The organism is Vibrio sp. CyArs1 (assembly GCF_022432925.1).
Lineage (GTDB): Bacteria > Pseudomonadota > Gammaproteobacteria > Enterobacterales > Vibrionaceae > Vibrio > Vibrio mediterranei.
The window spans coordinates 20,905-42,134 of sequence record NZ_JAKRBO010000010.1 but is presented as its reverse complement, the minus strand read 5'-3'; the positions used below and the strand labels follow the sequence as shown (position 1 = coordinate 42,134).

17 protein-coding genes and 1 pseudogene are annotated in these 21,230 nt (G+C 45.6%); 9 read left to right on the top strand and 9 right to left on the bottom strand.

What is annotated here, in order from left to right; genetic code table 11:
- Nucleotides 1–72 precede the first annotated feature (72 nt).
- The 4 genes from MMA19_RS22440 to zntR all read right to left on the bottom strand — a co-directional run bounded on the left by MMA19_RS22440 (nt 73) and on the right by zntR (nt 6,232).
- A complete protein-coding gene (locus tag MMA19_RS22440; RefSeq protein WP_240207286.1) occupies nt 73–2,211 on the bottom strand; it encodes a lysine decarboxylase CadA in 2,139 nt (712 codons plus the stop codon).
- A gap of 102 nt (nt 2,212–2,313) precedes the next feature.
- Nucleotides 2,314–3,660: a cadaverine/lysine antiporter gene (gene cadB / locus MMA19_RS22435; RefSeq protein WP_240207285.1), complete on the bottom strand. Its 1,347-nt coding sequence runs from the start codon at nt 3,658–3,660 to the stop codon at nt 2,314–2,316.
- Between the two features lie 411 nt (nt 3,661–4,071).
- A complete protein-coding gene (gene cadC, locus MMA19_RS22430; protein ID WP_240207284.1) occupies nt 4,072–5,664 on the bottom strand; it encodes a lysine decarboxylation/transport transcriptional activator CadC in 1,593 nt (530 codons plus the stop codon).
- Between the two features lie 172 nt (nt 5,665–5,836).
- Nucleotides 5,837–6,232: a Zn(2+)-responsive transcriptional regulator gene (gene zntR / locus MMA19_RS22425; RefSeq protein ID WP_006073412.1), complete on the bottom strand. Its 396-nt coding sequence runs from the start codon at nt 6,230–6,232 to the stop codon at nt 5,837–5,839.
- 31 nt (nt 6,233–6,263) lie between these two features.
- On the opposite strand from zntR, the pseudogene MMA19_RS22420 reads away from it, so the two are divergent.
- The 3 genes and pseudogenes from MMA19_RS22420 to purD all read left to right on the top strand — a co-directional run.
- A pseudogene (locus MMA19_RS22420) lies at nt 6,264–6,362 on the top strand (phosphoribosylamine--glycine ligase); the annotation flags it as partial.
- Nucleotides 6,363–6,518: 156 nt separating this feature from the next.
- On the top strand, nt 6,519–8,111 hold the full coding sequence (gene purH / locus MMA19_RS22415) for a bifunctional phosphoribosylaminoimidazolecarboxamide formyltransferase/IMP cyclohydrolase (RefSeq protein ID WP_240207283.1): 1,593 nt from the start codon (nt 6,519–6,521) through the stop codon (nt 8,109–8,111).
- Between the two features lie 85 nt (nt 8,112–8,196).
- Nucleotides 8,197–9,486 carry a phosphoribosylamine--glycine ligase gene (gene purD, locus MMA19_RS22410; RefSeq protein WP_240207282.1) on the top strand — a complete coding sequence of 430 codons (1,290 nt, stop codon included), beginning with the start codon at nt 8,197–8,199 and terminating at the stop codon, nt 9,484–9,486.
- An 80-nt stretch (nt 9,487–9,566) separates the two neighbouring features.
- Here the strand turns inward: purD and MMA19_RS22405 are convergent, their stop codons facing one another.
- Together MMA19_RS22405 and hupA are read right to left on the bottom strand one after the other, a co-directional pair.
- Nucleotides 9,567–10,259 (bottom strand): DUF1481 domain-containing protein, encoded by a 693-nt coding sequence (locus tag MMA19_RS22405; protein ID WP_062461648.1) that lies wholly within the window; start codon nt 10,257–10,259, stop codon nt 9,567–9,569.
- 208 nt (nt 10,260–10,467) lie between these two features.
- Nucleotides 10,468–10,740, bottom strand: coding sequence for a nucleoid-associated protein HU-alpha (gene hupA / locus MMA19_RS22400; protein WP_006073404.1), 273 nt, complete (start codon nt 10,738–10,740; stop codon nt 10,468–10,470).
- A gap of 318 nt (nt 10,741–11,058) precedes the next feature.
- On the opposite strand from hupA, the gene MMA19_RS22395 reads away from it, so the two are divergent.
- Nucleotides 11,059–12,189: a hemolysin family protein gene (locus MMA19_RS22395; RefSeq protein ID WP_240207281.1), complete on the top strand. Its 1,131-nt coding sequence runs from the start codon at nt 11,059–11,061 to the stop codon at nt 12,187–12,189.
- Between the two features lie 61 nt (nt 12,190–12,250).
- On the opposite strand, the gene MMA19_RS22390 is transcribed toward MMA19_RS22395, so the two are convergent.
- Nucleotides 12,251–14,140, bottom strand: coding sequence for a RimK/LysX family protein (locus tag MMA19_RS22390; protein WP_240207280.1), 1,890 nt, complete (start codon nt 14,138–14,140; stop codon nt 12,251–12,253).
- A 273-nt stretch (nt 14,141–14,413) separates the two neighbouring features.
- On the opposite strand from MMA19_RS22390, the gene MMA19_RS22385 reads away from it, so the two are divergent.
- A complete protein-coding gene (locus MMA19_RS22385; protein WP_240207279.1) occupies nt 14,414–16,735 on the top strand; it encodes a Tex family protein in 2,322 nt (773 codons plus the stop codon).
- Between the two features lie 67 nt (nt 16,736–16,802).
- On the opposite strand, the gene MMA19_RS22380 is transcribed toward MMA19_RS22385, so the two are convergent.
- Together MMA19_RS22380 and bioH are read right to left on the bottom strand one after the other, a co-directional pair.
- The gene (locus MMA19_RS22380; RefSeq protein WP_006073398.1) at nt 16,803–17,252 is read right to left on the bottom strand and encodes a hypothetical protein; all 450 of its coding nucleotides are present in this window, start codon (nt 17,250–17,252) and stop codon (nt 16,803–16,805) included.
- A 149-nt stretch (nt 17,253–17,401) separates the two neighbouring features.
- Nucleotides 17,402–18,193 (bottom strand): pimeloyl-ACP methyl ester esterase BioH, encoded by a 792-nt coding sequence (bioH, locus tag MMA19_RS22375; protein ID WP_006073396.1) that lies wholly within the window; start codon nt 18,191–18,193, stop codon nt 17,402–17,404.
- Nucleotides 18,194–18,254: 61 nt separating this feature from the next.
- Here bioH and MMA19_RS22370 point away from each other — a divergent pair, with 61 nt between their 5' ends.
- From MMA19_RS22370 to cysQ, 4 genes are all read left to right on the top strand, one after another.
- On the top strand, nt 18,255–18,935 hold the full coding sequence (locus MMA19_RS22370) for a ComF family protein (RefSeq protein ID WP_240207278.1): 681 nt from the start codon (nt 18,255–18,257) through the stop codon (nt 18,933–18,935).
- Between the two features lie 116 nt (nt 18,936–19,051).
- The gene (gene nfuA, locus MMA19_RS22365) at nt 19,052–19,639 is read left to right on the top strand and encodes a Fe-S biogenesis protein NfuA (RefSeq protein ID WP_031493658.1); all 588 of its coding nucleotides are present in this window, start codon (nt 19,052–19,054) and stop codon (nt 19,637–19,639) included.
- Between the two features lie 184 nt (nt 19,640–19,823).
- Entirely contained in the window at nt 19,824–20,381 is a 558-nt protein-coding gene (gene nudE / locus MMA19_RS22360; RefSeq protein WP_031493657.1) for an ADP compounds hydrolase NudE, read from the top strand.
- 10 nt (nt 20,382–20,391) lie between these two features.
- Nucleotides 20,392–21,210, top strand: a complete 819-nt coding sequence (gene cysQ / locus MMA19_RS22355; RefSeq protein ID WP_038223913.1) for a 3'(2'),5'-bisphosphate nucleotidase CysQ — start codon at nt 20,392–20,394, stop codon at nt 21,208–21,210.
- The last annotated feature ends 20 nt before the right edge of the window (nt 21,211–21,230 follow it).

The window sequence follows — 21,230 nt, the reverse complement described above, 5'->3', positions numbered from 1 at the left end:
AGCGGCCACTTTCTAGGATGAGTGCATCAAGATGGAGCATGCAAACGACATCAGACGCCCTAATCAATCTATTTATTGGTCTTTCAATACTTTAACGGTATAGCAGCCATCTTTCTGACGATAAACACCGTGAATATCAGTCTCAAAGCCTGGGTAATGCGCGCCGATTTCACACAGCATTTCCAAGAAATCCAACACAGGACGTGAACTATCAGTCACCATTTCACCCGGTAACACAAGTGGCACACCTGGAGGATAAGGTAAGATCATATTAGCACTGACACGACCCACCATCTCTTTTAAGTTAATCTCCTCAATTTGACCACGTAGCTCTTGTTGCCAAGCCGCATGTGGTGTGACTTTCATTTCAGGCAGAACATCGAATGCTTTGTACATCAATTCTGGTAATTGGTATTTCATTGTTAGCTCATGAATACCCTGAGCCACCTCTTGAATGCGTTTACCTTCATAGAAGTGGGGGTCTTCTTGGTATAGTGACGGCAACATAGTACGTACGGTTAGGTTAAGGTCGAAACCACGTTTAAACTCGGTTAAACCGCGCAGCAGTTGCATTGCTTTAGATTTATCGATACCAATGGAGAACAAGAACAACAAATTGTATGGGCCTGTTTTCTCCACCACGATACCGCGTTCGTCAAGGTATTTAGCAACTAGGGAAGCCGGAATACCGGTTGATTCCATCTCACCAGACTTACTCATACCCGGAGTCAATAGCGTGATTTTGATTGGGTCTAAGTACATGTGGTCATCGTCTAGATCTTTAAATCCATGCCATGTCTCTTTAGGATCCAATTTCCAGCATTCTGTTGTGTCGATGTTGTCAGGCTGCCATACATCGAAGAACCAGCCTTCACTTTCACCTCTAAGGCGTTTGATCTCTTTACGGAAACGAATCGCTCGGTCGATAGAGTCTTGCATCAACTTACGCCCAGTATTACCACGCATCATTGCCGCTGCCGTTTCTGTTGATGCCACAATACCGTATTGTGGTGAGGTTGAGGTGTGCATCATAAATGCCTCATTGAAAGAAGCTTTATCAAACTCACCTTTAATGTGAATCATGGAAGCTTGAGAGAAGGCTGCCAACAATTTGTGAGTCGATTGTGTCTCATAGAACACTTTACCCGGCATTGCTTCACCGCTCATGCCACACTTGCCATTATAAATAGCGTTGAAATTAGTGTAAGGCACCCAAGCACTGTCAAAATGAATGTGCTTACAATCCAAAGACTCTTTGATGAACTGGGTATTGTAAAGTAGACCATCATACGTTGAGTTAGTGACTACCGCATAGGTCGGTGCGCTAGCCCCTTCAGTATTTGCTACTTTGTTAGCAATAACCTCACGGCTAAACTCGCGTTGTGGAATCCCCCCAAGAATACCGTAAGCATTGCGAGTTGGACGGAAGTAAATCGGTGTCACGTCGCTCATCATCATTAAATGAGTTAGTGACTTATGACAGTTACGATCCACAAGCACAGTACTGCCCGCCGGCGCTGAGTACATACCAACGATTTTGTTCGATGTCGATGTACCGTTAGTTACAATATAAGAACTATCCGCGTTAAATGTTCTCGCGATATACTCTTCCGCTTCTTTGTGCGGACCAGAATGATCAAGTAACGACCCTAGTTCAGGCATAGAGATTGAGACATCGGCCTTGAAGGTGTTTGGTCCATAGAAGTCGTAGAAAATACTTCCCGCAGGGCTTTTTTGGAATGCCGTGCCTCCCATATGTCCTGGTGTACAGAAAGTGTATTTTCCTTCTTCGACATATTTAAATAACGCTTTAGTGAATGGCGGCATGATAGCGTTTTTATACGCTTCCGTTGCTTGGTTCACTTTGATGACAATATCGTCCGCCATACCTAAAGCGTACTCAAAGAAGCTGACATTTAAACGCAGATCCGTCAGTGAAATATCCAATGTAGATTGGTCATTAGCAAATGCATGTACTGGCAGCTTCTCATTTACTGCGCTGATGCGCTCACAAAGATTGAGCGAGTATTTATCCCAGTCAAACAGCACACCACAGACGCGGGGATTCATTTCAACCAGTTTAATTAGGTCTTTGTCGTCAACTGGGTAAACTACGTCATAACCTGCTTTTTCTAGCGCAGCGTGCAGTTGACGAACCAGCTCTTCTTTGAAGAACACACCCATGTGATTAAGGATTGCGAAAATATTCATTTGGACATCTCCAAGGCGAATGAGGGCGCTCCCTGCCAAAGACAGTGAGTAAATAGAGCGCCTAGGAATAAATGGGCTGGTGCACTTCGCACCAGCGAAGAATTAGTGACTCGCTTGCTGCGAAGACAGTTCGTTAGGGTGTTGCTCCATGTACTGAGCTAAGCCCGCTTTTTTGCTGTAGAACATCAAAATGATGAGTGACATGATGAAGGTGGCTGTTAATGTTGTTCCTTCTGCTCCTGCTAATGCCACCATGCAGAACAAGCATGCGATACCAGAGAAGAACATCACGAAACCATTACGAGTCGTCATACCTTCAAAACGAATCAAGTTAATGCTGGAGTAGAAGTAAGGCAGCATAGTGAGCAATACGGCATCAGTCGTCAGTTGATTAAATAGGTCTGCCGCATGAGCAGTTTTTGAACTGAACACCATCAATACACACATTAACGCTGTCATTTTGATGGAAGCGAGAATGAGACCTTTTCTAGGAACACCATTTTTATCGACTTCACCATAAATTTTCGGGAAGTTGCCATCATTGGCCGCCCGTTTACAGGCTTCACCCACCAACATCATCCAAGAACCCAAAGAGGTAAAACAGGCCAGTGCAGTGAAAGCGGCAACGAAAGGCGCAGTCCAGTGACCAAAGATCTCTGTGGTAGCTAGTGCAAACGGTGCACCAGATGCAGCCACTTCAGAAGCAGGGAACATACCGCTGATCATTTGAGTCGACACAATGTAAATCACACCAGCAATAGCGGTCCCTAACATGGTTGCTAGTGGAACAGTACGTTTTGGGTTATCCACCATACCGGAGGACACCGCTGCTGATTCAACACCAACAAAAGACCATAGACAAATCAATACCGCCGCGATAACAGCGTGACTATCACTGCCTGCAGAGACATTCCAGTTTTGGCTGTACAACGCAGGTTCAAAGTGCGTCCAACCGAATAACGCGGTACCGAGCACAGGGATGAGGATAAGCACAAGCCCTAATGTACATAAGCGGCTAACCCAACTGCCACCAAGCAAGTTCACCATAGTAAATACCCAGACCGAGGCAATCGTCGCGATGCCGGCGGGAATTGGGTTGTTTAAGACTGGGAAAAAGACCGAAAGATAAGAAACACCTGTAATTGCAATCGCTAAATTACCGATCCAGTTTGCGTGGTAATAGAGCACACCGGTTTGGAAGCCAAATACAGGAGAAATTTCACCGGCATACGCGATAGGCCCCCCCTCTTGAGGGTTCTTCGTTGCCAAACGTGCAAACACAAATGCAAGGCTCAACGCGCCAACAATACATATCACCCAGCTATAGAGTGAAATGGAACCCACAGCCGCCAGGCTCGATGGTAACAACGCAATACCACTGCCCATCATGTTACCCGCCACAACACCAGTACAGGCAATGAGGCCAATTTTCTTTGTATTCGATGACATAACATCTCCAAATTAGTTCTACTTGAACGTCATGCGTTCAAACTGAAGCCGATTCGAGATGTCACCGTAAGAAGGTTGAGCAACACCTCGTGAATTTTCGAGATGCAGGTTACGCCCAATTTCAAGCAAAGAAATCAATCTGAAGTTATCAATAAAACCATTAGCTAGAAACGTTCAACCTTGATATAAACCTTATCAAAAATAAAATTAAACCTTTAAAAAACAATTAGATAGTCAATATAAACTACCAAGCTAAACCATTCTAAAAATATCAAGGTGAGCCTTTATCACCAAAAACGTACTTTCCTGATATCAAGCCAGCCCTATGCCAGATACAAAAACGCCCTCCAATAAGGAGGGCGAGTATTTGAGTATGGGTGCGCTACTGATTCTCTACGCGCTCAACAAGGATTAGATAAGTCGGACAACAGAAGGATGAACTGCACGATACATGGCGTGGTCAATCTGTTTTAGATTGCTATAAAAAATCAGATTTTCGCACAACAAGTAGGTTTCTACGGACGTATCAATATAGAAGGCTTCACTGTAGGCCTCACTTGCACTATCCACATCCCCTGATAACTCAGCGTGCTTACCTTTAATGATATAAGCCAACACAGAATCACGAAGTTGAAGCGCTTGGTTCAGGTAGGCGGCGGCTTGCTCTTGGTCTCCCACCATGGTTTCATGTAAAGACAGTGCCTCGTAGATACGCGGTTGTATCGGTCCATTCGATGTCGCAAGGTATTGTTTTAGCGCACCACTGAGTTTGCCTAGCTTCTCTTGGGTTAAAGGGCTACTCTCGTCTAAAGCACTTCTAACATAATAGGCGGCCAGCAATTCAGACTGTACATAGGCGTTATCCGGCTCTTGCTCTACCACCTTTTCCAACAAATCAATGCCATATTGGAACTGCCTAACATCAGACATATTCAAATAATGGTTAGCACGAATAAACAACCCTAGTGCTTCAGGATCACTAGGTACTCCAGCCATCATGGTCACCGCACGTTGCTCAGCATTGGCTACATTAAGCACTCGCATCAAATCTAAGGAGCTTTGTTTGAGTACAGATTTCAAATGCTTGTCGGCTAAGGCATATTGACGGCTAAACAACACTTTTTCGGAGGAGTTATCTCGATATTCCAATTCAAGAAAGTCGCGGCCATCGTCTTCATCCACTCTTACCAGTACAGTTTTACCGGGGACAATTCCCGTTTTGAATGCCGTTTTATGCAGCATCACCCGATAGCCACTGACTTGAGTAATATCAGACATCAACTTTTGAGCAAAACCATCCGCCAGTTCATAGCTACGCCCTAAACTGCGAATGCCATCTTGAAACTCAAACTCGATAAGATGCGTGTCAATCACCTGTGTAATGCTCACCTCAGATTGTTGGTAAGTAAAGATGCCAATCGCAGCCACCAAAATACCAATCCAAATTGCATTGATAACCCCTAAACGCCATGGACTTAACAGTCGTTTGGGCTTTTTGCTTCGCGTTGCCTTCTGCTTCTGGTACAGAGCTCGAGTCAATGGTGCAGCCGGAAAAGCGATCGCTTCCTGAGCATCGGTGTCACTGTCCACAGCTATTGGATCGGATTTAGAGTGTAACGTTGATGTATCCGAACTTGCAGGGGCAATAGAAGAAGATCGATATTGAAGAAATTGCTCTGGCGTCATTGGTGTGACGGCAGCCACTAGTTTGTAGCCACGTTTGGGCACCGTTCCGACATAATGCAGATTCTCTTCACGACCATCTCGGAGGATTTTTCGCAGTTCAAACACAGACTGAGTCACAACCTGATCAGTGACAATGGCGCCGTCCCAAACGTAACGAATTAGTTCGTCGCGACAGTAGACTTGGCCAGAGTGTTCGGCTAAGAAATGTAATAGATTGATTAAGCGTGGTTCAACAGAGACTTCCCTATCTTGTCGATACAGCTTATTTTCATCAACACTGAGAACCCAGTCGTTGATTTGAAAATAGACCTCTACCATATGAATTTTCGTCTCTCACATACACGTCCCCGCACTTTATAGCCCCACGCTACCAGCGGATGACTGTGGAAAGGCGCGATTATAGAGGTCTTGAGAGTTTTCACCTATACAATGCCGATGATCAAAGGTGCAAACTAAGGTTGGTAGCCTCGCGGATAGCTATGAGGTGTGGTTATTCCAACGCCGCTAATATAGAGCAATGACTGGCATCATGACCATGCCCACAACATGCGTCATTGATTTTTTTCAACGCGGTCCGAATACGTGTTAGCTCCGCTATTTTCTCATCGATGATGCTAAGTTTGGCAGAGGTGATAGCTTTCACCTCTGCACAGCTATGCTCGGTAGCTTCAAGTTTAATGCCTAGCAGTTCTTTGATTTCGTCTAGGCTCAAGCCGAGCTCTTTGGCTTTTAAAATAAAGCTAACCTGTTTTTGGCTCTCTTCATTATAAAGACGATACCCAGATTCACTGCGCCCTGCGGGAGCGATAAGTTGGTTTTTCTCATAAAATCGCAACGTATCCGCTGTGACTTTGCAGCGTTTTGCTAACTCACCTATCTGAAACATAACCGTTTAAATTAACCTCTTTGTTACAAAACTGGCCTATAATCCTTTTTTTTGCACTTTTTTTTGCGATGCCAAACGATTGCGCGAGCTTTTTTGTAATAGATTGGTTAGAATACGCGCCATCGACATAAATGATGCTTTTTTGCTCAAGGATAATTGCCAAAGTATTAGTGACCTGTCCCTATGATGGTGCAAGCCACGCTATTTTGGCAACTATCTTTATGCCGTAGGTATAAACACCTACACACAGCAACGTTAACTCCGTGATTTTGAGGAAGACAGAAGCATGAATAACGCTCGTCCAATTCGCCGCGCTCTTATCAGCGTATCTGACAAAACTGGTATTGTTGAGTTTGCCGAAGCGCTAGCACAACGTGGTGTTGATATCCTATCAACAGGTGGTACAGCTCGCCTACTTGCAGAGAAAGGCATCGCAGTAACTGAAGTATCTGACTACACAGGCTTCCCTGAAATGATGGATGGTCGCGTCAAGACTTTGCACCCTAAAGTTCATGGTGGTGTGCTAGGTCGTCGTGGTCAAGACGATGCAGTTATGGAGACACACGGTATCAACCCTATCGATATGGTTGTCGTTAACCTTTATCCATTCGCAGAGACGGTTGCTAAAGAAGGCTGCACGCTAGAAGACGCCGTTGAGAACATCGATATCGGTGGTCCAACTATGGTTCGCTCTGCTGCGAAAAACCACAAAGACGTGACTATCGTTGTTAATGCACACGACTACGACCGCGTTATTGCTGAAATGGACGCAAACGAAAAATCTCTGACTCTAGAGACACGTTTTGACCTAGCTATCGCTGCGTTCGAGCACACAGCTTCTTACGACGGCATGATTGCTAACTACTTCGGCACTATGGTTCCATCTTACGGTGAGAACAAAGAGGGTGATGAAGAGTCTAAATTCCCACGTACGTTCAACCAACAGTTCGTGAAGAAACAAGACATGCGCTACGGTGAAAACAGCCACCAAGATGCTGCATTCTACGTAGAAGCAAACCCAGAAGAAGCGTCTGTATCTACCGCTCGCCAAATTCAAGGTAAAGCGCTGTCTTACAACAACATCGCTGACACTGACGCAGCACTTGAGTGTGTGAAAGAGTTTGATGAGCCAGCCTGCGTTATCGTTAAGCACGCAAACCCATGTGGTGTTGCACTGGGTAAAGGCATCCTTGAAGCGTATGACCGCGCTTATAAAACTGACCCAACATCAGCGTTTGGCGGCATCATTGCCTTCAACCAAGAGCTAGATGCAGAAACAGCGAAAGCCATTGTTGAACGTCAGTTCGTTGAAGTGATTATCGCACCTTCTGTTTCAGCTGAAGCAGTAGAAGTGGTTGCCGCTAAGAAAAACGTTCGCCTACTAGAGTGTGGCGAGTGGACAACTAAGACAACCGGTTTTGACGTTAAGCGCGTTAACGGTGGTCTTCTGGTTCAAGACCGTGACCAAGGCATGGTATCACTTGATGACCTTAAAGTAGTCTCTAAGCGTCAACCGACCGAAGAAGAGCTGAAAGATGCACTATTCTGCTGGAAAGTGGCTAAATACGTGAAATCCAATGCGATCGTTTACTCGAAAGGCGACATGACTATCGGCGTAGGTGCTGGTCAAATGAGCCGCGTGTACTCTGCGAAAATTGCTGGTATTAAAGCTGCTGACGAAGGTCTGCAGGTTGAAGGCTGCGTAATGGCATCTGATGCGTTCTTCCCGTTCCGTGATGGCATTGATGCTGCAGCAGAAGCTGGCATCAAGTGCGTTATCCAACCAGGTGGCTCTATGCGCGATGACGAAGTTATCGCAGCCGCTGATGAGCATGGCATGGCGATGATCTTCACAGGCATGCGCCACTTCCGTCACTAATTACTTGTCGCATTTGGTGCTGTAGCCACATTAGCGCTGCAACACCAAATGCTTAGAGTAATCCAAATTTTGAAAGGATTATTAAATGAACGTTCTAATTATTGGTGCTGGTGGTCGTGAGCACGCTCTGGGTTGGAAAGTGGCTCAGAATCCAAATGTTGAAACTGTTTTCGTAGCACCAGGCAACGCAGGTTCTGCGCTTGAGCCTAAGCTAGAGAACGTTGCGATTGATGTTGAAGACATTCAAGGTCTAGTTGCGTTTGCAAAAGATAAAAACATCGAGCTAACGATTGTTGGTCCTGAAGCACCGCTTGTGATTGGTGTTGTTGATGCATTCCAAGAAGCAGGCCTAGCGATCTTTGGTCCTACTCAAGCTGCAGCTCAGCTAGAAGGCTCAAAAGCGTTCACCAAAGACTTTTTAGCTCGTCACGCTATCCCAACTGGCGCTTATGCTAACTTCACGGAAATTGAACCTGCACTGGCTTACGTTCGTGAGCAAGGCGCACCAATCGTTGTTAAGGCTGACGGTCTTGCTGCTGGTAAAGGTGTTATCGTTGCGATGACGCTTGAAGAAGCAGAAGATGCAATCAAAGACATGCTAGCTGGCAACGCATTTGGCGACGCCGGTAGCCGCGTGGTTATTGAAGAGTTCCTAGATGGCGAAGAAGCAAGCTTCATCGTGATGGTTGATGGCGAAAACGTATTGCCAATGGCAACCAGCCAAGACCACAAACGTGTTGGTGATAAGGACACAGGTCCTAACACTGGCGGTATGGGCGCATACTCACCTGCTCCAGTGGTTACTCAAGAAATCCACAACCGCATCATGGAAGAAGTTATCTATCCAACGGTTCGCGGTATGGCTTCAGAAGGTAACCCATACACTGGTTTCCTATACGCGGGTCTAATGATCGACAAAGACGGTACGCCTAAAGTTATCGAATACAACTGTCGTTTCGGCGACCCAGAAACACAACCTATCATGATGCGTATGCAATCAGACATGGTTGAGCTTTGCCAAGCTGCAATCGACAAAAAGCTAGACCAAGTTGAGTCTAAGTGGGATCCACGTGCTTCTATCGGTATCGTTCTAGCGGCAGGTGGCTACCCAGCATCTTACAGCAAGGGCGATGTTATCTCTGGTCTACCAACAACAGAAGTGGAAGGTGAGAAAGTATTCCACGCAGGTACAACAGACAAAGACGGCAATGTTGTGACTAACGGTGGTCGAGTGCTTTGTGCAACTGCACTGGGCAACACAGTATCTGAAGCTCAAGCACGCGCTTATGAGTTGACTAAGAAGATCACCTGGGACGGCATGTTCCACCGCAACGACATCGGTTATCGTGCCATTGCACGCGAGCAAGGCGAGTAGCTTTCGCTCTATCGAACGGTAGCAAAAAGGCGCTCAATAGAGCGCCTTTTTTATTCTGTGGTCTAGTCACGTTGCACTGGTTATTCAGTGGCAAGCACGGGACGCTTAATACAATCGGTCGAACCATCAGAGAGCATTAGCAATTGTTCTACTTTTGCTCCAGTCAGTCGAGTACTGCCTAAAAACGCGACATAGCTTTCCACTTCCGCCAAACGCTGCACTACAAAGTCTGGCAAACTCTGTTCAAACTTAATATTGTTAAATTCAATACCGCTACAGGTTTCCAGCGACTTTCCATCCCAATGACCTTGGATAAGCTCTAAACCATCACTATCCTGCTCTTTTACTCTTTCCACAAGTAAGTCAGCTTCACGTTGGTAGTTTTCTAACTGAGCACGTTTGATGGGTAGGACTTTACCATTTCGACGGTATTGTTGATAAATAGCTTCGCCATCTTTATTGAAGCGCACGTGAATACGGTAATTGACTGAACCTGACTCAATCTCATTTTGCACCCCTTCTCGCACAAACTCACGTAGTGTGTCACCACTCCAACGATAATTGGACTTATACCAACCATAGTCATTCATATTGACATAGTCAGCAGCACTGAACGGTTTTGTCAGCCGCTCGGTATACCAATACAAACTCGTTGCATCCCCTAACGTTTGACCACCTGTGTATTCCGAATACTGATTCAGAGATGGTGACGGAGAAGAAGAGCAACCAGCGAGCGTTGCAACTAATAGTGATACCAACAGAGTTTTCTTCATTGATGTCTATAACCTCAAACAAAAGCAACGTAGGCAAACAACAGCTTCTACTAACTGTAGGACAGCGTTAATGACAAGGCGTTCACTTCAATTCAGAGTATTGGAGGAGAGATTGATGGATAAGCGCATTACATCGGCTAACACGTTTATCGATCAACCGCATAGGAGGGAAAACAGCACCGATGAAAACTCATCGGTGCTGTAGAAATTATTTAACTGCGTCTTTTAGCGCTTTACCAGCTACGAAAGCTGGAACGTTCGCTGCAGCGATTTGGATCTCTTCACCAGTTTTTGGATTACGACCAGTGCGAGCTGCACGGTGGTTTACTTTGAACGTACCAAAACCAATTAGTTGAACTTGGTCACCTTCAGTTAGCGCTTCAGAAACACCTGAAAGCGTCGCTTCAAGCGCTGCTTTAGCTTGTGCTTTAGATAGGTCTGCTTTCTCAGCGATAAAGTCGATTAATTGGGTCTTGTTCATTAGGTTTCCCTTCTTCATGTTATCGAGTTAGAGCCCACTCTAAATCATAAAGCCCCCATCTGGCAAAGGTTTGTAGCCGATCTTTCTCACTTATGACCGAGATTTAACCGTTTTATGAGCAATAACTCACAATTTGTTACGTGAAGATTGAGTTTGAAACCTTGTAATTTATTGCATAAAGTCCCATAAATGCACTGCCGCACAATTAATAAGCCTGATAAATCTATTATGCGGCTACTGTTTTTTAAGCACTCACCAACAATGCACAGGCTCATTTGCAGCAAAGTTAGGTTGATGTGTGCACATATTAGGAAATGAATGTTTCTTTTAACGGTTTACATAGCGATCGCTATCGGTGTTTCTTTTATCTGTTCTGTGCTTGAAGCGGTGTTACTTAGTATTACACCAAGCTACCTAGCTCAGCTTCGACAACAAGAGCACCCTGCAGCAGACAAGCTTAGCAAGCTTAAAGCTGAACTCGATCGACCATTGGCTTCTATTTTGACGCTTAACACCATCGCACACACCATCGGCGCGGCAACGGCAGGTGCGCAAGCTGCTAAAGTGTTTGGTAGTCAATGGCTAGGCGTTTTCTCAGCGGTACTGACATTAGGTATTTTAGTGTTGTCAGAAATCGTCCCGAAAACCATTGGTGCAACCTACTGGCGTCAACTTGCTCCTACCGCAGCTACAATTTTACGTTGGATGGTATGGGCACTAACTCCATTTGTTTGGTTTTCTGAGCAGATCACTAAGCGTCTGGCTCGTGGCCATGAAGCGCCAAAGATGCGTGATGAGCTGTCTGCGATGGCGATGTTGGCAAAAGAAAGTGGTGAGTTTGCTGAGGGTGAATCCAATATCTTGAACAATATTCTTAATATTCAGGATATTCCGGTAACGCAAGTTATGACACCGCGCCCGGTGGTTTTTCGCGTTGCAGCTGAAATGACCATCAATGAATTCTTGGACCAACACAAAGAGACCCCATTCTCTCGTCCACTGGTCTATAGCCAACAAAAAGACAATATCCTCGGGTTTGTACACCGTCTGGAATTGTTTAAGTTGCAGCAACAAGGCAGTGGGGAAAAGCAGTTAGGCTCTGTAATGCGTCCTATCCACGTGTTGTTTAACACGATTATGTTGCCTAAAGCATTTGAGCAAATGATGGCTGCACGCCTACAGATTGCAATGATTGTAGACGAATATGGCACCATTCAAGGCATCATTACACTCGAAGATATTTTTGAGCACTTACTAGGCCAAGAGATCGTCGACGAAGCAGACAAAACCACAGACATGCAAGAACTGGCTTACCAGCGCTGGGAACACTGGAAAGAGAAGCACAGTATGATCGATGGTTCTGATGATGAAGAATACGACGAAGTCGACAACAACTCAGAGTCAGAAAAGAAAATCGATGCCGACATCAAAAAAGATGAACAGCAATAATCTCTAGAAAATAAAACGGCAGCGCTTAAGCGCTGCCGTTTTTTATTGGCTTACGTTTGAGTTAGTGACTGCCGATATCATTTCCTAATAGGAAGTTCTCATCACTACTAACTACTACGCCGTACTTAAGGAAGTTTTTCCCTAAAATCATACTGTAGTGGAAACGAGAGCGGTCTTGTAGATTGACTCGAACCGTCTTCTCGACATCGCCAAGTTTCACTCGCATTTCAACCACTGGGCGTACATTGGCTTTTTCACCCGCCTTCGCTTTAATGCGCATTACATCCACCACTTCACGGGTGAATTCTTGCTTCATCCCCATATCATTGGCATAAGTGAAGGTCACCATGTCTTTACCGTCTTTCTTGAACTGTTTAATATCCAAAGCATTCATTGAACTAACATCAGCGCCGGTATCAAGTTTCACAGGGAACTTCAAGCCTTCCACCGTTGCATTCTCTATGTGACCTGCGGTAAAGATAGGATAGGCGTCCAGCAGGTTTTCACTTCGAGTATTCACCAAGACACCAGCTTTCGTCGCTTTCTTACCTATGATGAAGTAAGGCTCTTCACCTTCATCACTATCCAAAGCTTCCAAAGCAAATTCAACCGTCACTTCTTTGTCGCCAACAATAAACTCACCGTCGACAACCGGTCGCACCGTATCACCTACTTTTATTTTACGAAGAATGGTCTTGCGGATTTTTTCTTCATTACCTTGGTCGTTAGATAAGTAGTACTCCACTTTGTCACGACCTTTAGCTTCAATCATTTCAAAGCTAGCGACTTTTAATAATGGCGTGCTAACCGCAAAAGAAGGCTCAGCGTTTAACTGGTAGCCATCAAGAATCAGACTTTCCACAGGTGAAACCACCAGCGGTTTATTCTTCATACGAGACTCAAAGCTCTGCTTCTTCTTGTCCAGCTTATCTTTGGCACCCGTATCGACAATAAAGTTTTTACTAAGTGTGTCTAGGCCCAATCGAAGCTGAGTACTGTATTTAGAGCGATCTTTTAAATACACCTGAATCGTCTGCTCAAAGTCTTTACCACCTTTGAACGGCACAAAAACAACTGGGTATTCATTACCACTGACAGAGAGCATTTTCACCAATGGATACGTCACACGCTTTTTCGCGTTTTCTTTACCCGCTAAGTCAAAGCTTACGCTGTTATCTTTTTTATTTACTGCGACATTCTGCGCGTTAAGAATGCTGTAGTTATTTTGCAAAGATAGGCTTACATCGACTGGCACACCATCAACTTCACCAGACTCACGACGACCAATAACTTGAGCGTCTTTCTGTTCTTGCAAATAGTCGTAACCAGCCATGACCCAAGCATTGTCAGCTAAGAACGTTTTACCAATTAAGATAGGAGCACTAAAACCACTTCGGTCAGTTAAGTTCACTTCGGTTTCTACCGTTTTACCTGCAATAGTCAGCGGCAGAGTAATCACAGGGCGATAGATAGGTGTCGCACTGGTTCGGCTACGAATCACACTAGTACGCGTCAAAGGTCGCTCCATAGTGATTTTCTCTCCGGTGTATGGGTGACGAAGCGTAAAAGTCACCATACCACCGAAGTTTCGTTCTTCATTATCAAATTCTTCTAGCCACCAGTCACTGGCAGAGCCGCCATACTCATCTACGATGGTCTGCAACAGCTTCTCATCAGTTAACCCTTGGTACTTTGGGTTGTCGCTGGTGACATGGATATCTTCAGCGTGCATCGATGTAGTGTCCGCACCGGTATCAATCTTGCCAACAAAAGGGATACCTTTAAGCGCGTCAATATCTTGATAGTACACACTCTCAACACGACCTAAGACGAGTTTATCTTCGATAGAAAGTACAGGTGCTTGAGTAGTAGAGAGATCTGGTGCAGCCATAGCCCACCCACTGGTCATTGAGGCGAGAATTAACGCCAACTTAGTTGCTGTTCTATTCATTTTAATACATCCATTCATTGACCGACTTTTAATACCCCGTTTGTCTTGAGACAACGGCCACTGTAATTCATTGCCAACTCTCTTTAACTTTACAGAAAATTAACGGAATATCCACGCGATTATCAATAAATTAGCAAATTACTGAAGTGTTTCACGGCTAAGTGATAGAGAAAAATAACCAAGCAATTGCAAAACTTAGCTCAAGCCCTTATATCCTATAGATATCGAAGAAAGGATCTTCCTTTCCCTAACACACAACAAGAGAATACACGGATGAGCCAAGCTATCTGTCAACTGATTGCTAAAGAGCTGAGCGTCAGCACTAAGCAAGTTGAAGCTGCTGTCACTTTGATTGATGACGGCAACACCGTACCCTTCATTGCACGTTACCGAAAAGAGGTAACAGGCGGGCTTGACGACACCCAATTACGTACTTTGGATTCTCGCCTTAGTTACCTAAGAGAATTGGACGAAAGACGTCAGACAATTCTGAAATCCATTGATGAGCAGGGCAAACTCAGTGCCGAATTACGCGCTGAAATCGAAAACGCCGATAACAAAACACGTCTTGAAGATCTGTATCTACCATATAAGCCAAAACGTCGCACAAAAGGGCAGATTGCCATTGAAGCAGGACTAGAGCCACTTGCGGATCTGCTTTGGAATCAACCAAGTCATACTCCGGAAGACGCTGCCCAACAGTACGTTGATGAGTCAAAGGGTGTCGCAGATAACAAAGCCGCTCTTGATGGTGCACGCGCTATCATCATGGAGCGCATCGCTGAAGATGCAGACCTATTAGAGAAAATTCGTCACTACCTAAACCGTAATGCGGAACTTAGCGCTCGAGTTATCCAAGGCAAAGAACACGAAGGCGAGAAGTTCAAGGACTATTTTGAACACGACGAAGCCATCAGCAAAGTTCCGTCGCACCGTGCACTGGCCATGCTTCGTGGTCGCAATGAAGGCTTCTTGCAATTATCCCTCAACGCCGATCCAGCTAATCAAGAAAACGCACGCGAGTCTCACTGTGAAACCATCATTGCAGAGCATTATGGTGTTCATCTAAGCCAAGCGCCAGCGGATGCTTGGCGCAAACAAGTCATCAGTTGGGCATGGCGCATCAAAGTATCGATGCATATGGAAACCGAACTGATGGGCGCGCTCAAAGAACGCTCGGAAGTCGATGCCATTACCGTGTTCGCTACAAACTTGAAAGACCTTCTGATGGCCGCACCAGCTGGCCCAAGAGCAACATTAGGTCTAGATCCTGGTTTGAGAACAGGCTGTAAAGTGGCTGTCGTCGACACTACAGGTAAAGTGTTAACAACAGAGACGATCTACCCTCATCCCCCGCAAAAGCAATACGATAAGTCAGCACAGGTTATTGAGCAGTTAGTGCGTCAATACAATGTCGACCTAATCGCGATTGGTAACGGTACTGCCTCACGCGAGACAGACAGCTTTGCTGCCGATGTGATTAAACGTGGCAATCTTAAAGTTCAGAAAATTATCGTCAGTGAAGCTGGTGCTTCAGTGTACTCAGCCTCGGAACTTGCTGCCAAAGAGTTCCCAAACATGGACGTGTCACTACGTGGTGCCGTCTCTATTGCACGCCGACTGCAAGACCCGCTGGCTGAACTGGTGAAAATCGACCCTAAGTCTATTGGTGTTGGTCAATATCAGCACGATGTAAGTCAAACCATGCTGGCTAAACGCCTAGATGCAGTCGTCGAAGATTGCGTAAACGCCGTTGGGGTTGATGTAAATACGGCCTCAGCTGCACTACTCACTCGAGTGGCAGGACTTTCATCAACACTGGCGCAAAACATTGTCGACTATCGTGATGAAAATGGCCGCTTCGAGGCCCGTACAACCTTGAAGAAAGTCGCCCGTCTAGGTCCTAAAGCTTTTGAACAGTGCGCAGGTTTCCTTCGCATCATGAATGGCAAAAACCCGCTTGATGCATCTTCGGTTCACCCTGAAGCGTATCCAGTAGTTAAAACAATTGCTGAGAAAACTGGCCGTAAAGTGCAAACGATTATCGGTGATAGCAGCTTTTTGAAGTCTATTAACGCCATTGATTACACCGACGAGACATTTGGTTTACCAACTGTCACCGATATTATCCGCGAATTGGATAAGCCAGGCCGTGACCCTCGACCTGAGTTTAAGACTGCAACCTTTGCTGAAGGGGTCAACAAGATCTCCGACTTAGAACCCGGCATGGTGCTAGAAGGTGTGGTGTCTAACGTCGCTAACTTTGGTGCCTTTGTGGATATTGGTGTACATCAGGATGGATTGGTACATATTTCAGCTCTAACGGATAAGTTTGTCGCCGACCCTCGCGAAGTAGTTAAAGCAGGTGACATCGTTAAAGTTAAGGTAATGGAAGTCGATGCAGCCCGTAAACGCATCGGCCTGTCTATGCGTTTAAACGATGAACCTGGACAAGATAACAGAACTAGCCGCAGCTCATCTCAAAAGCCGAGAGAGCCTCGAGGCGGACAGCGTCAACACAAACCTCGTCAGGAATCCGGTAATAGCGCCATGGGTGGCGCATTCGCAGCGGCGTTTGCCAAGGCGAAAAAGTAGTTTCTATCAATAACAAAAGAGCACCTTAAGGTGCTCTTTTTAATTCACGTTATATCGAACCGTTCAACTAAGTGACCGCAAGAATATCAGAGGGTGTATTTGGCGCTACTGCATGGCCGTAATGATAACGAATCACGGTGCGACGTTTGGCCATCTTCCCTTCGAGTATCGCTGCATCGACTATTTTCTTCGGTAAACGAAAGCGCATAGCATAGCCTTTCCCTTGCGACTGACTATAGGTATTTAGCGACAACAACCGAAACCAATTTTCTACCGGATTATGCGGCTGAGAATCCTCTTCTTCCGTTTCATACTCTGGGTGCTCAGCAGGATCCCAGGCGCTGCGCTTACGGCGTTTTTCATCTTCGTTGATGCGTCGTTCAGCATTGGTTCTCGCCAGTTCCACTGGAGCGATGATCGGCTCTCTCACTTTGTTGTCACGAGCCACTTGCTCTGTCTGCGGATTCACGGACGGTGCAATAACCGGGGCACTTACACTGTTGGGTGACACTATCATGGTCACTCTCCTCTGTAATGAGTGATTACAGCCAATACCTCTACACTTAGCCTTATCTTTAACCGATTGAATTATCGTCAATCATCTCAATACAGTATCGGACAAAATGCATAAAGCTTTACCGATTTTGTGTAAAAATCCTGCAAATATCAGCGAACTAGCGCCTGCACCTTGTCGATAAAACCGCTTTGCTCGGTAATAAACGGAGCATGCGAAGAATCCTTAAATACATGTGATTGATGACCGGATGTGAGCTCATCTAGCTGTTTTGCAACACGCACTGGCACCAAACCATCTAATCGACCATACCAGCGGTGAACTGGCATCGATAGTTCTCCCAACTGTTGACGCAGATCGAGGGAGTCCAACCAATTCAGTCCTAGCATCAACGCTTCTTGAGAAGGCATAGGCCGCGATAACACCGCCTCTTTTAGTTGTTTCACATCTTGACGAGCACTTGGACTGCCCATGGCTTGCAGTGCCATAAATCGTTCAATGGTTAGCTTGAAGTTCTCAGTTAGCTGTTCCGTAAATGCAGCTAGTACATCCTTTTTAATCCCGCGCCACTGTTCACCTTCAGAGAACTTGGGCGAGCTTGCTAATGTCACCAACTGCGAGATTCTTTGCGGATAATAATGAGCTATATGAGTCGCCACTAACCCGCCTAAAGACCAACCCAACCAAATGGCTTGGTCGGGAGCATCCGCCAGTAACAACTCACAAAACTGCTCAAGGGACTGATACTCAACATCATGACTGAAGCCATAACCGGGTAAATCAACGCTATGCACGGTGAAAGACTGAGCCAGTTCGGCACTGCACTTGGACCATACCGCGCCATTCATGCCCCAGCCATGAAGCAAAACGATATCGGGTCCCTGACCTTCAGAATGCCAATGTACTTTTGATGCTGAGCTCACGTTATCTCCTACCGAATTCATACTATGTTGGGGTTGTTTTGCTTCATGCTAAACAGATATTCTCAAACGTCAAATTAGACCAATGAAACTGTCACTTCCAATACCCTCTCTGTGTCATTTATGCGGTTTGCGTATCGACTCAACCATGGAGCACCATTTATGGTGCCCACATTGTCATCGACAAATGGCGTTACACATTAAACGCTGTCATTGCTGCGGTTTACAAATAGAGACACAAGCCGATAAGTGTGGTCAGTGCCTTAAATCACCGCCTCCATGGCACCAAATGTATTGTTTGGGTGACTACCAATACCCACTTTCAACACTCATCCAGCAGATAAAGCGTCAGAAACGCTATTGGCTACTTCCTCCTCTAGCACGAATGCTCAACAGTTTGATTCTTCACCCTGCTCCCATGGTGGTCACCGTACCAATGAACTGGCATCAATATCTATTAAGGGGATTTAATCTTAGTGAAGTGCTCGCTAACGAGATAGCTAAGTCCGCGCCTCAAACTCAACTCATGCCTAATGTATTTCTCAAACATGCTCGAGCCCCAATGCAAAAAACCTTAGATAAAACCGCACGGCTGCGTAATGTTCGCCAAGCGTTTTCATTACATCAGCGACCAAAAGCAAGTCATGTTGCGATAATTGATGATGTGGTCACAACTGGCGCAACTGTCAGACATTTAAGCGAATTATTGCTTGATGTAGGGGTAGAAAAAATCGATATTTACTGCTTGTGCCGCACGCCAAAATGAGTCGGTAATCCACTGGAACTTCAAGTTGCACACAATACAGACAAATAATTTTGGCATCTACTCACGACAGGAGTAGAATAGTGGTAATAACCTACAACTATACTCAGGTATTCGTCGTGTCAAATCCAATTACTATTACAGAAAGTGCACAAAGCCACTTTGCCAAACTACTGGCTCAACAGCCAGAGGGTACGAACATCCGTGTTTTTGTCGTTAACCCAGGCACTCAAAACGCTGAATGCGGTGTGTCTTATTGCCCACCAGAAGCGATTGAGTCAAACGACACAGAATTTAAATACGAAGCCCTATCTGCTTATGTTGATGAGTTATCTCTACCCTTCCTTGAAGATGCTGAGATCGACTTCGTCACCGACAAAATGGGTTCACAGCTTACGTTAAAAGCACCAAACGCGAAAATGCGTAAAGTCGCTGATGATGCGCCATTAATGGAACGTGTCGAGTATGCTATCCAAACTCAAGTAAACCCACAGCTTGCTGGTCACGGTGGCCACGTTAGTCTGATGGAAATTACTGAAGACGGTATTGCCATCGTTCAGTTTGGCGGTGGTTGTAACGGTTGCTCCATGGTTGATGTAACCCTGAAAGAAGGTATTGAGAAACAACTTCTTCAAGAGTTCTCTGGTGAACTTACAGCGGTTAGAGATATGACCGAGCACGATCGTGGCGAGCACTCATACTACTAAGTGACTTTTTCGCCCACGCGGCCATGAAGTTCGAGCAGAGCGCCAAGGGAAACCTTTGCGCTCTGTTTTTTTATGGTTCTATTTGGCGATGACTCAATTCCTATATATATTAAGCAGTACAATAATTTCTGTTCCGCACGCTCACATCATTAATCTATGTGGAACAACGCTAAGGAGATAAGCCATGCCGTCCAAAAAAGGACCTGAAATCTTAGCCCAAAAGACCGTTGCCGAATCTCGGCTATTTAAGATTGAGGCGTTAGACTTAGCGTTTTCTAATGGTACTAAGCGCACTTATGAGCGAATGAAGCCAAGTGGTCGTAACGCAGTCATGATGGTTCCTATTACAGAGCATGGTGATATTTTATTGGTACGCGAGTACGCTGCTGGCACAGAGCGATACGAACTGGGCTTTCCTAAAGGACTTATCGACCCTGGCGAGTCACCTGACCAAGCAGCGGTGCGAGAGTTGAAAGAAGAAATCGGCTTTGGGGCAAATAAGCTGACTCCGCTTAAAGAAGTGATCTTAGCACCGTCTTATTTTTCAAGTCGCATGACCTTGTTCGTTGCTCAAGATTTGTACCCTGAACAGCTTGAAGGCGATGAACCAGAGCCTTTAGAGATAGTGAAATGGCCACTGGCTCAGGCAGACGAACTCCTCTCTCATATGGATTTCTCCGAAGCGCGCAGTATTACCGCATTACTGCTGATGTTAAGAATGAAGTCAGAACTAGGACTATAACGTGACGGCACTGAATAAAGATCTCTCCCACCTCATTCCCGACGCCATCAGCATTGCTCGCCTTGCTGGGCAGCTCATATTAGACATCTATGAAAACAAGCAATATGAGGCTTTTACCAAAGAAGATGAGACTCCAGTCACCACCGCCGACCTCGCAGCTCACAAGCTGATTGTTGAAAAGCTCAGTCAATTAACACCAGATATCCCTGTACTGTCTGAAGAAGCAGCAGATATTAGCCTTGAACAACGTTCGCAATGGGATACCTATTGGCTTGTTGACCCGCTTGATGGCACTCAAGAGTTCATTGCTCGCAGTGGCGATTTTGCTACGATCATTGCACTGGTTCGCAACCATAAGCCGATTATGGGCATCGTCTATGCGCCCGTGTCAGGCGTGACTTATTATGCCTACGAGAATAAAGGGGCTTGGAAAATCCCATCCATGGATGAAAGCTTGAGAATTAATGTCCTCAAACATGATGCTCAAGATCAATCCATCGCGATTGCGATTAGTCGCCGCCAAAATATCAATCGTGTCACAGCAAGAATGAGCTCTGCGTGGAACTACGATTTGGTTCCTCTTGGTTCTGCGGCACTAAAAGCGTGTCTAGTGGCAGAAGGCGCAGTGGACTGTTACTTGCGCTTAGGCCCAACAGGTGAATGGGACACAGCAGCAACCCAATGCATTGTCGAAGAAGCTGGCGGTGCCATCTTAAGCACCGAGTTAGGTCCGCTGTCCTACAATCAAAGAGAGACATTGGAAAATCCAAACTTCATTGTGATTGGCGATCAATCGCTAGCTTGGGATAAGATTCTCATACAAGAATAGACACACAATAAAACTAAAAA

What these genes read in the sequence shown, in the direction of transcription:
- MMA19_RS22405 (WP_062461648.1), bottom strand. Translation starts at nt 10,259, where the DNA reads ATGAAGAAAACTCTGTTGGTATCACTATTAGTTGCAACGCTCGCTGGT.
- purD (WP_240207282.1), top strand. Translation starts at nt 8,197, where the DNA reads ATGAACGTTCTAATTATTGGTGCTGGTGGTCGTGAGCACGCTCTGGGT.
- cadC (WP_240207284.1), bottom strand. Translation starts at nt 5,664, where the DNA reads ATGGTAGAGGTCTATTTTCAAATCAACGACTGGGTTCTCAGTGTTGAT.
- hupA (WP_006073404.1), bottom strand. Translation starts at nt 10,740, where the DNA reads ATGAACAAGACCCAATTAATCGACTTTATCGCTGAGAAAGCAGACCTA.
- MMA19_RS22440 (WP_240207286.1), bottom strand. Translation starts at nt 2,211, where the DNA reads ATGAATATTTTCGCAATCCTTAATCACATGGGTGTGTTCTTCAAAGAA.
- zntR (WP_006073412.1), bottom strand. Translation starts at nt 6,232, where the DNA reads ATGTTTCAGATAGGTGAGTTAGCAAAACGCTGCAAAGTCACAGCGGAT.
- MMA19_RS22385 (WP_240207279.1), top strand. Translation starts at nt 14,414, where the DNA reads ATGAGCCAAGCTATCTGTCAACTGATTGCTAAAGAGCTGAGCGTCAGC.
- MMA19_RS22380 (WP_006073398.1), bottom strand. Translation starts at nt 17,252, where the DNA reads ATGATAGTGTCACCCAACAGTGTAAGTGCCCCGGTTATTGCACCGTCC.
- MMA19_RS22390 (WP_240207280.1), bottom strand. Translation starts at nt 14,140, where the DNA reads ATGAATAGAACAGCAACTAAGTTGGCGTTAATTCTCGCCTCAATGACC.
- MMA19_RS22395 (WP_240207281.1), top strand. Translation starts at nt 11,059, where the DNA reads ATGTTTCTTTTAACGGTTTACATAGCGATCGCTATCGGTGTTTCTTTT.
- nudE (WP_031493657.1), top strand. Translation starts at nt 19,824, where the DNA reads ATGCCGTCCAAAAAAGGACCTGAAATCTTAGCCCAAAAGACCGTTGCC.
- bioH (WP_006073396.1), bottom strand. Translation starts at nt 18,193, where the DNA reads ATGAATTCGGTAGGAGATAACGTGAGCTCAGCATCAAAAGTACATTGG.
- MMA19_RS22370 (WP_240207278.1), top strand. Translation starts at nt 18,255, where the DNA reads ATGAAACTGTCACTTCCAATACCCTCTCTGTGTCATTTATGCGGTTTG.
- purH (WP_240207283.1), top strand. Translation starts at nt 6,519, where the DNA reads ATGAATAACGCTCGTCCAATTCGCCGCGCTCTTATCAGCGTATCTGAC.
- cadB (WP_240207285.1), bottom strand. Translation starts at nt 3,660, where the DNA reads ATGTCATCGAATACAAAGAAAATTGGCCTCATTGCCTGTACTGGTGTT.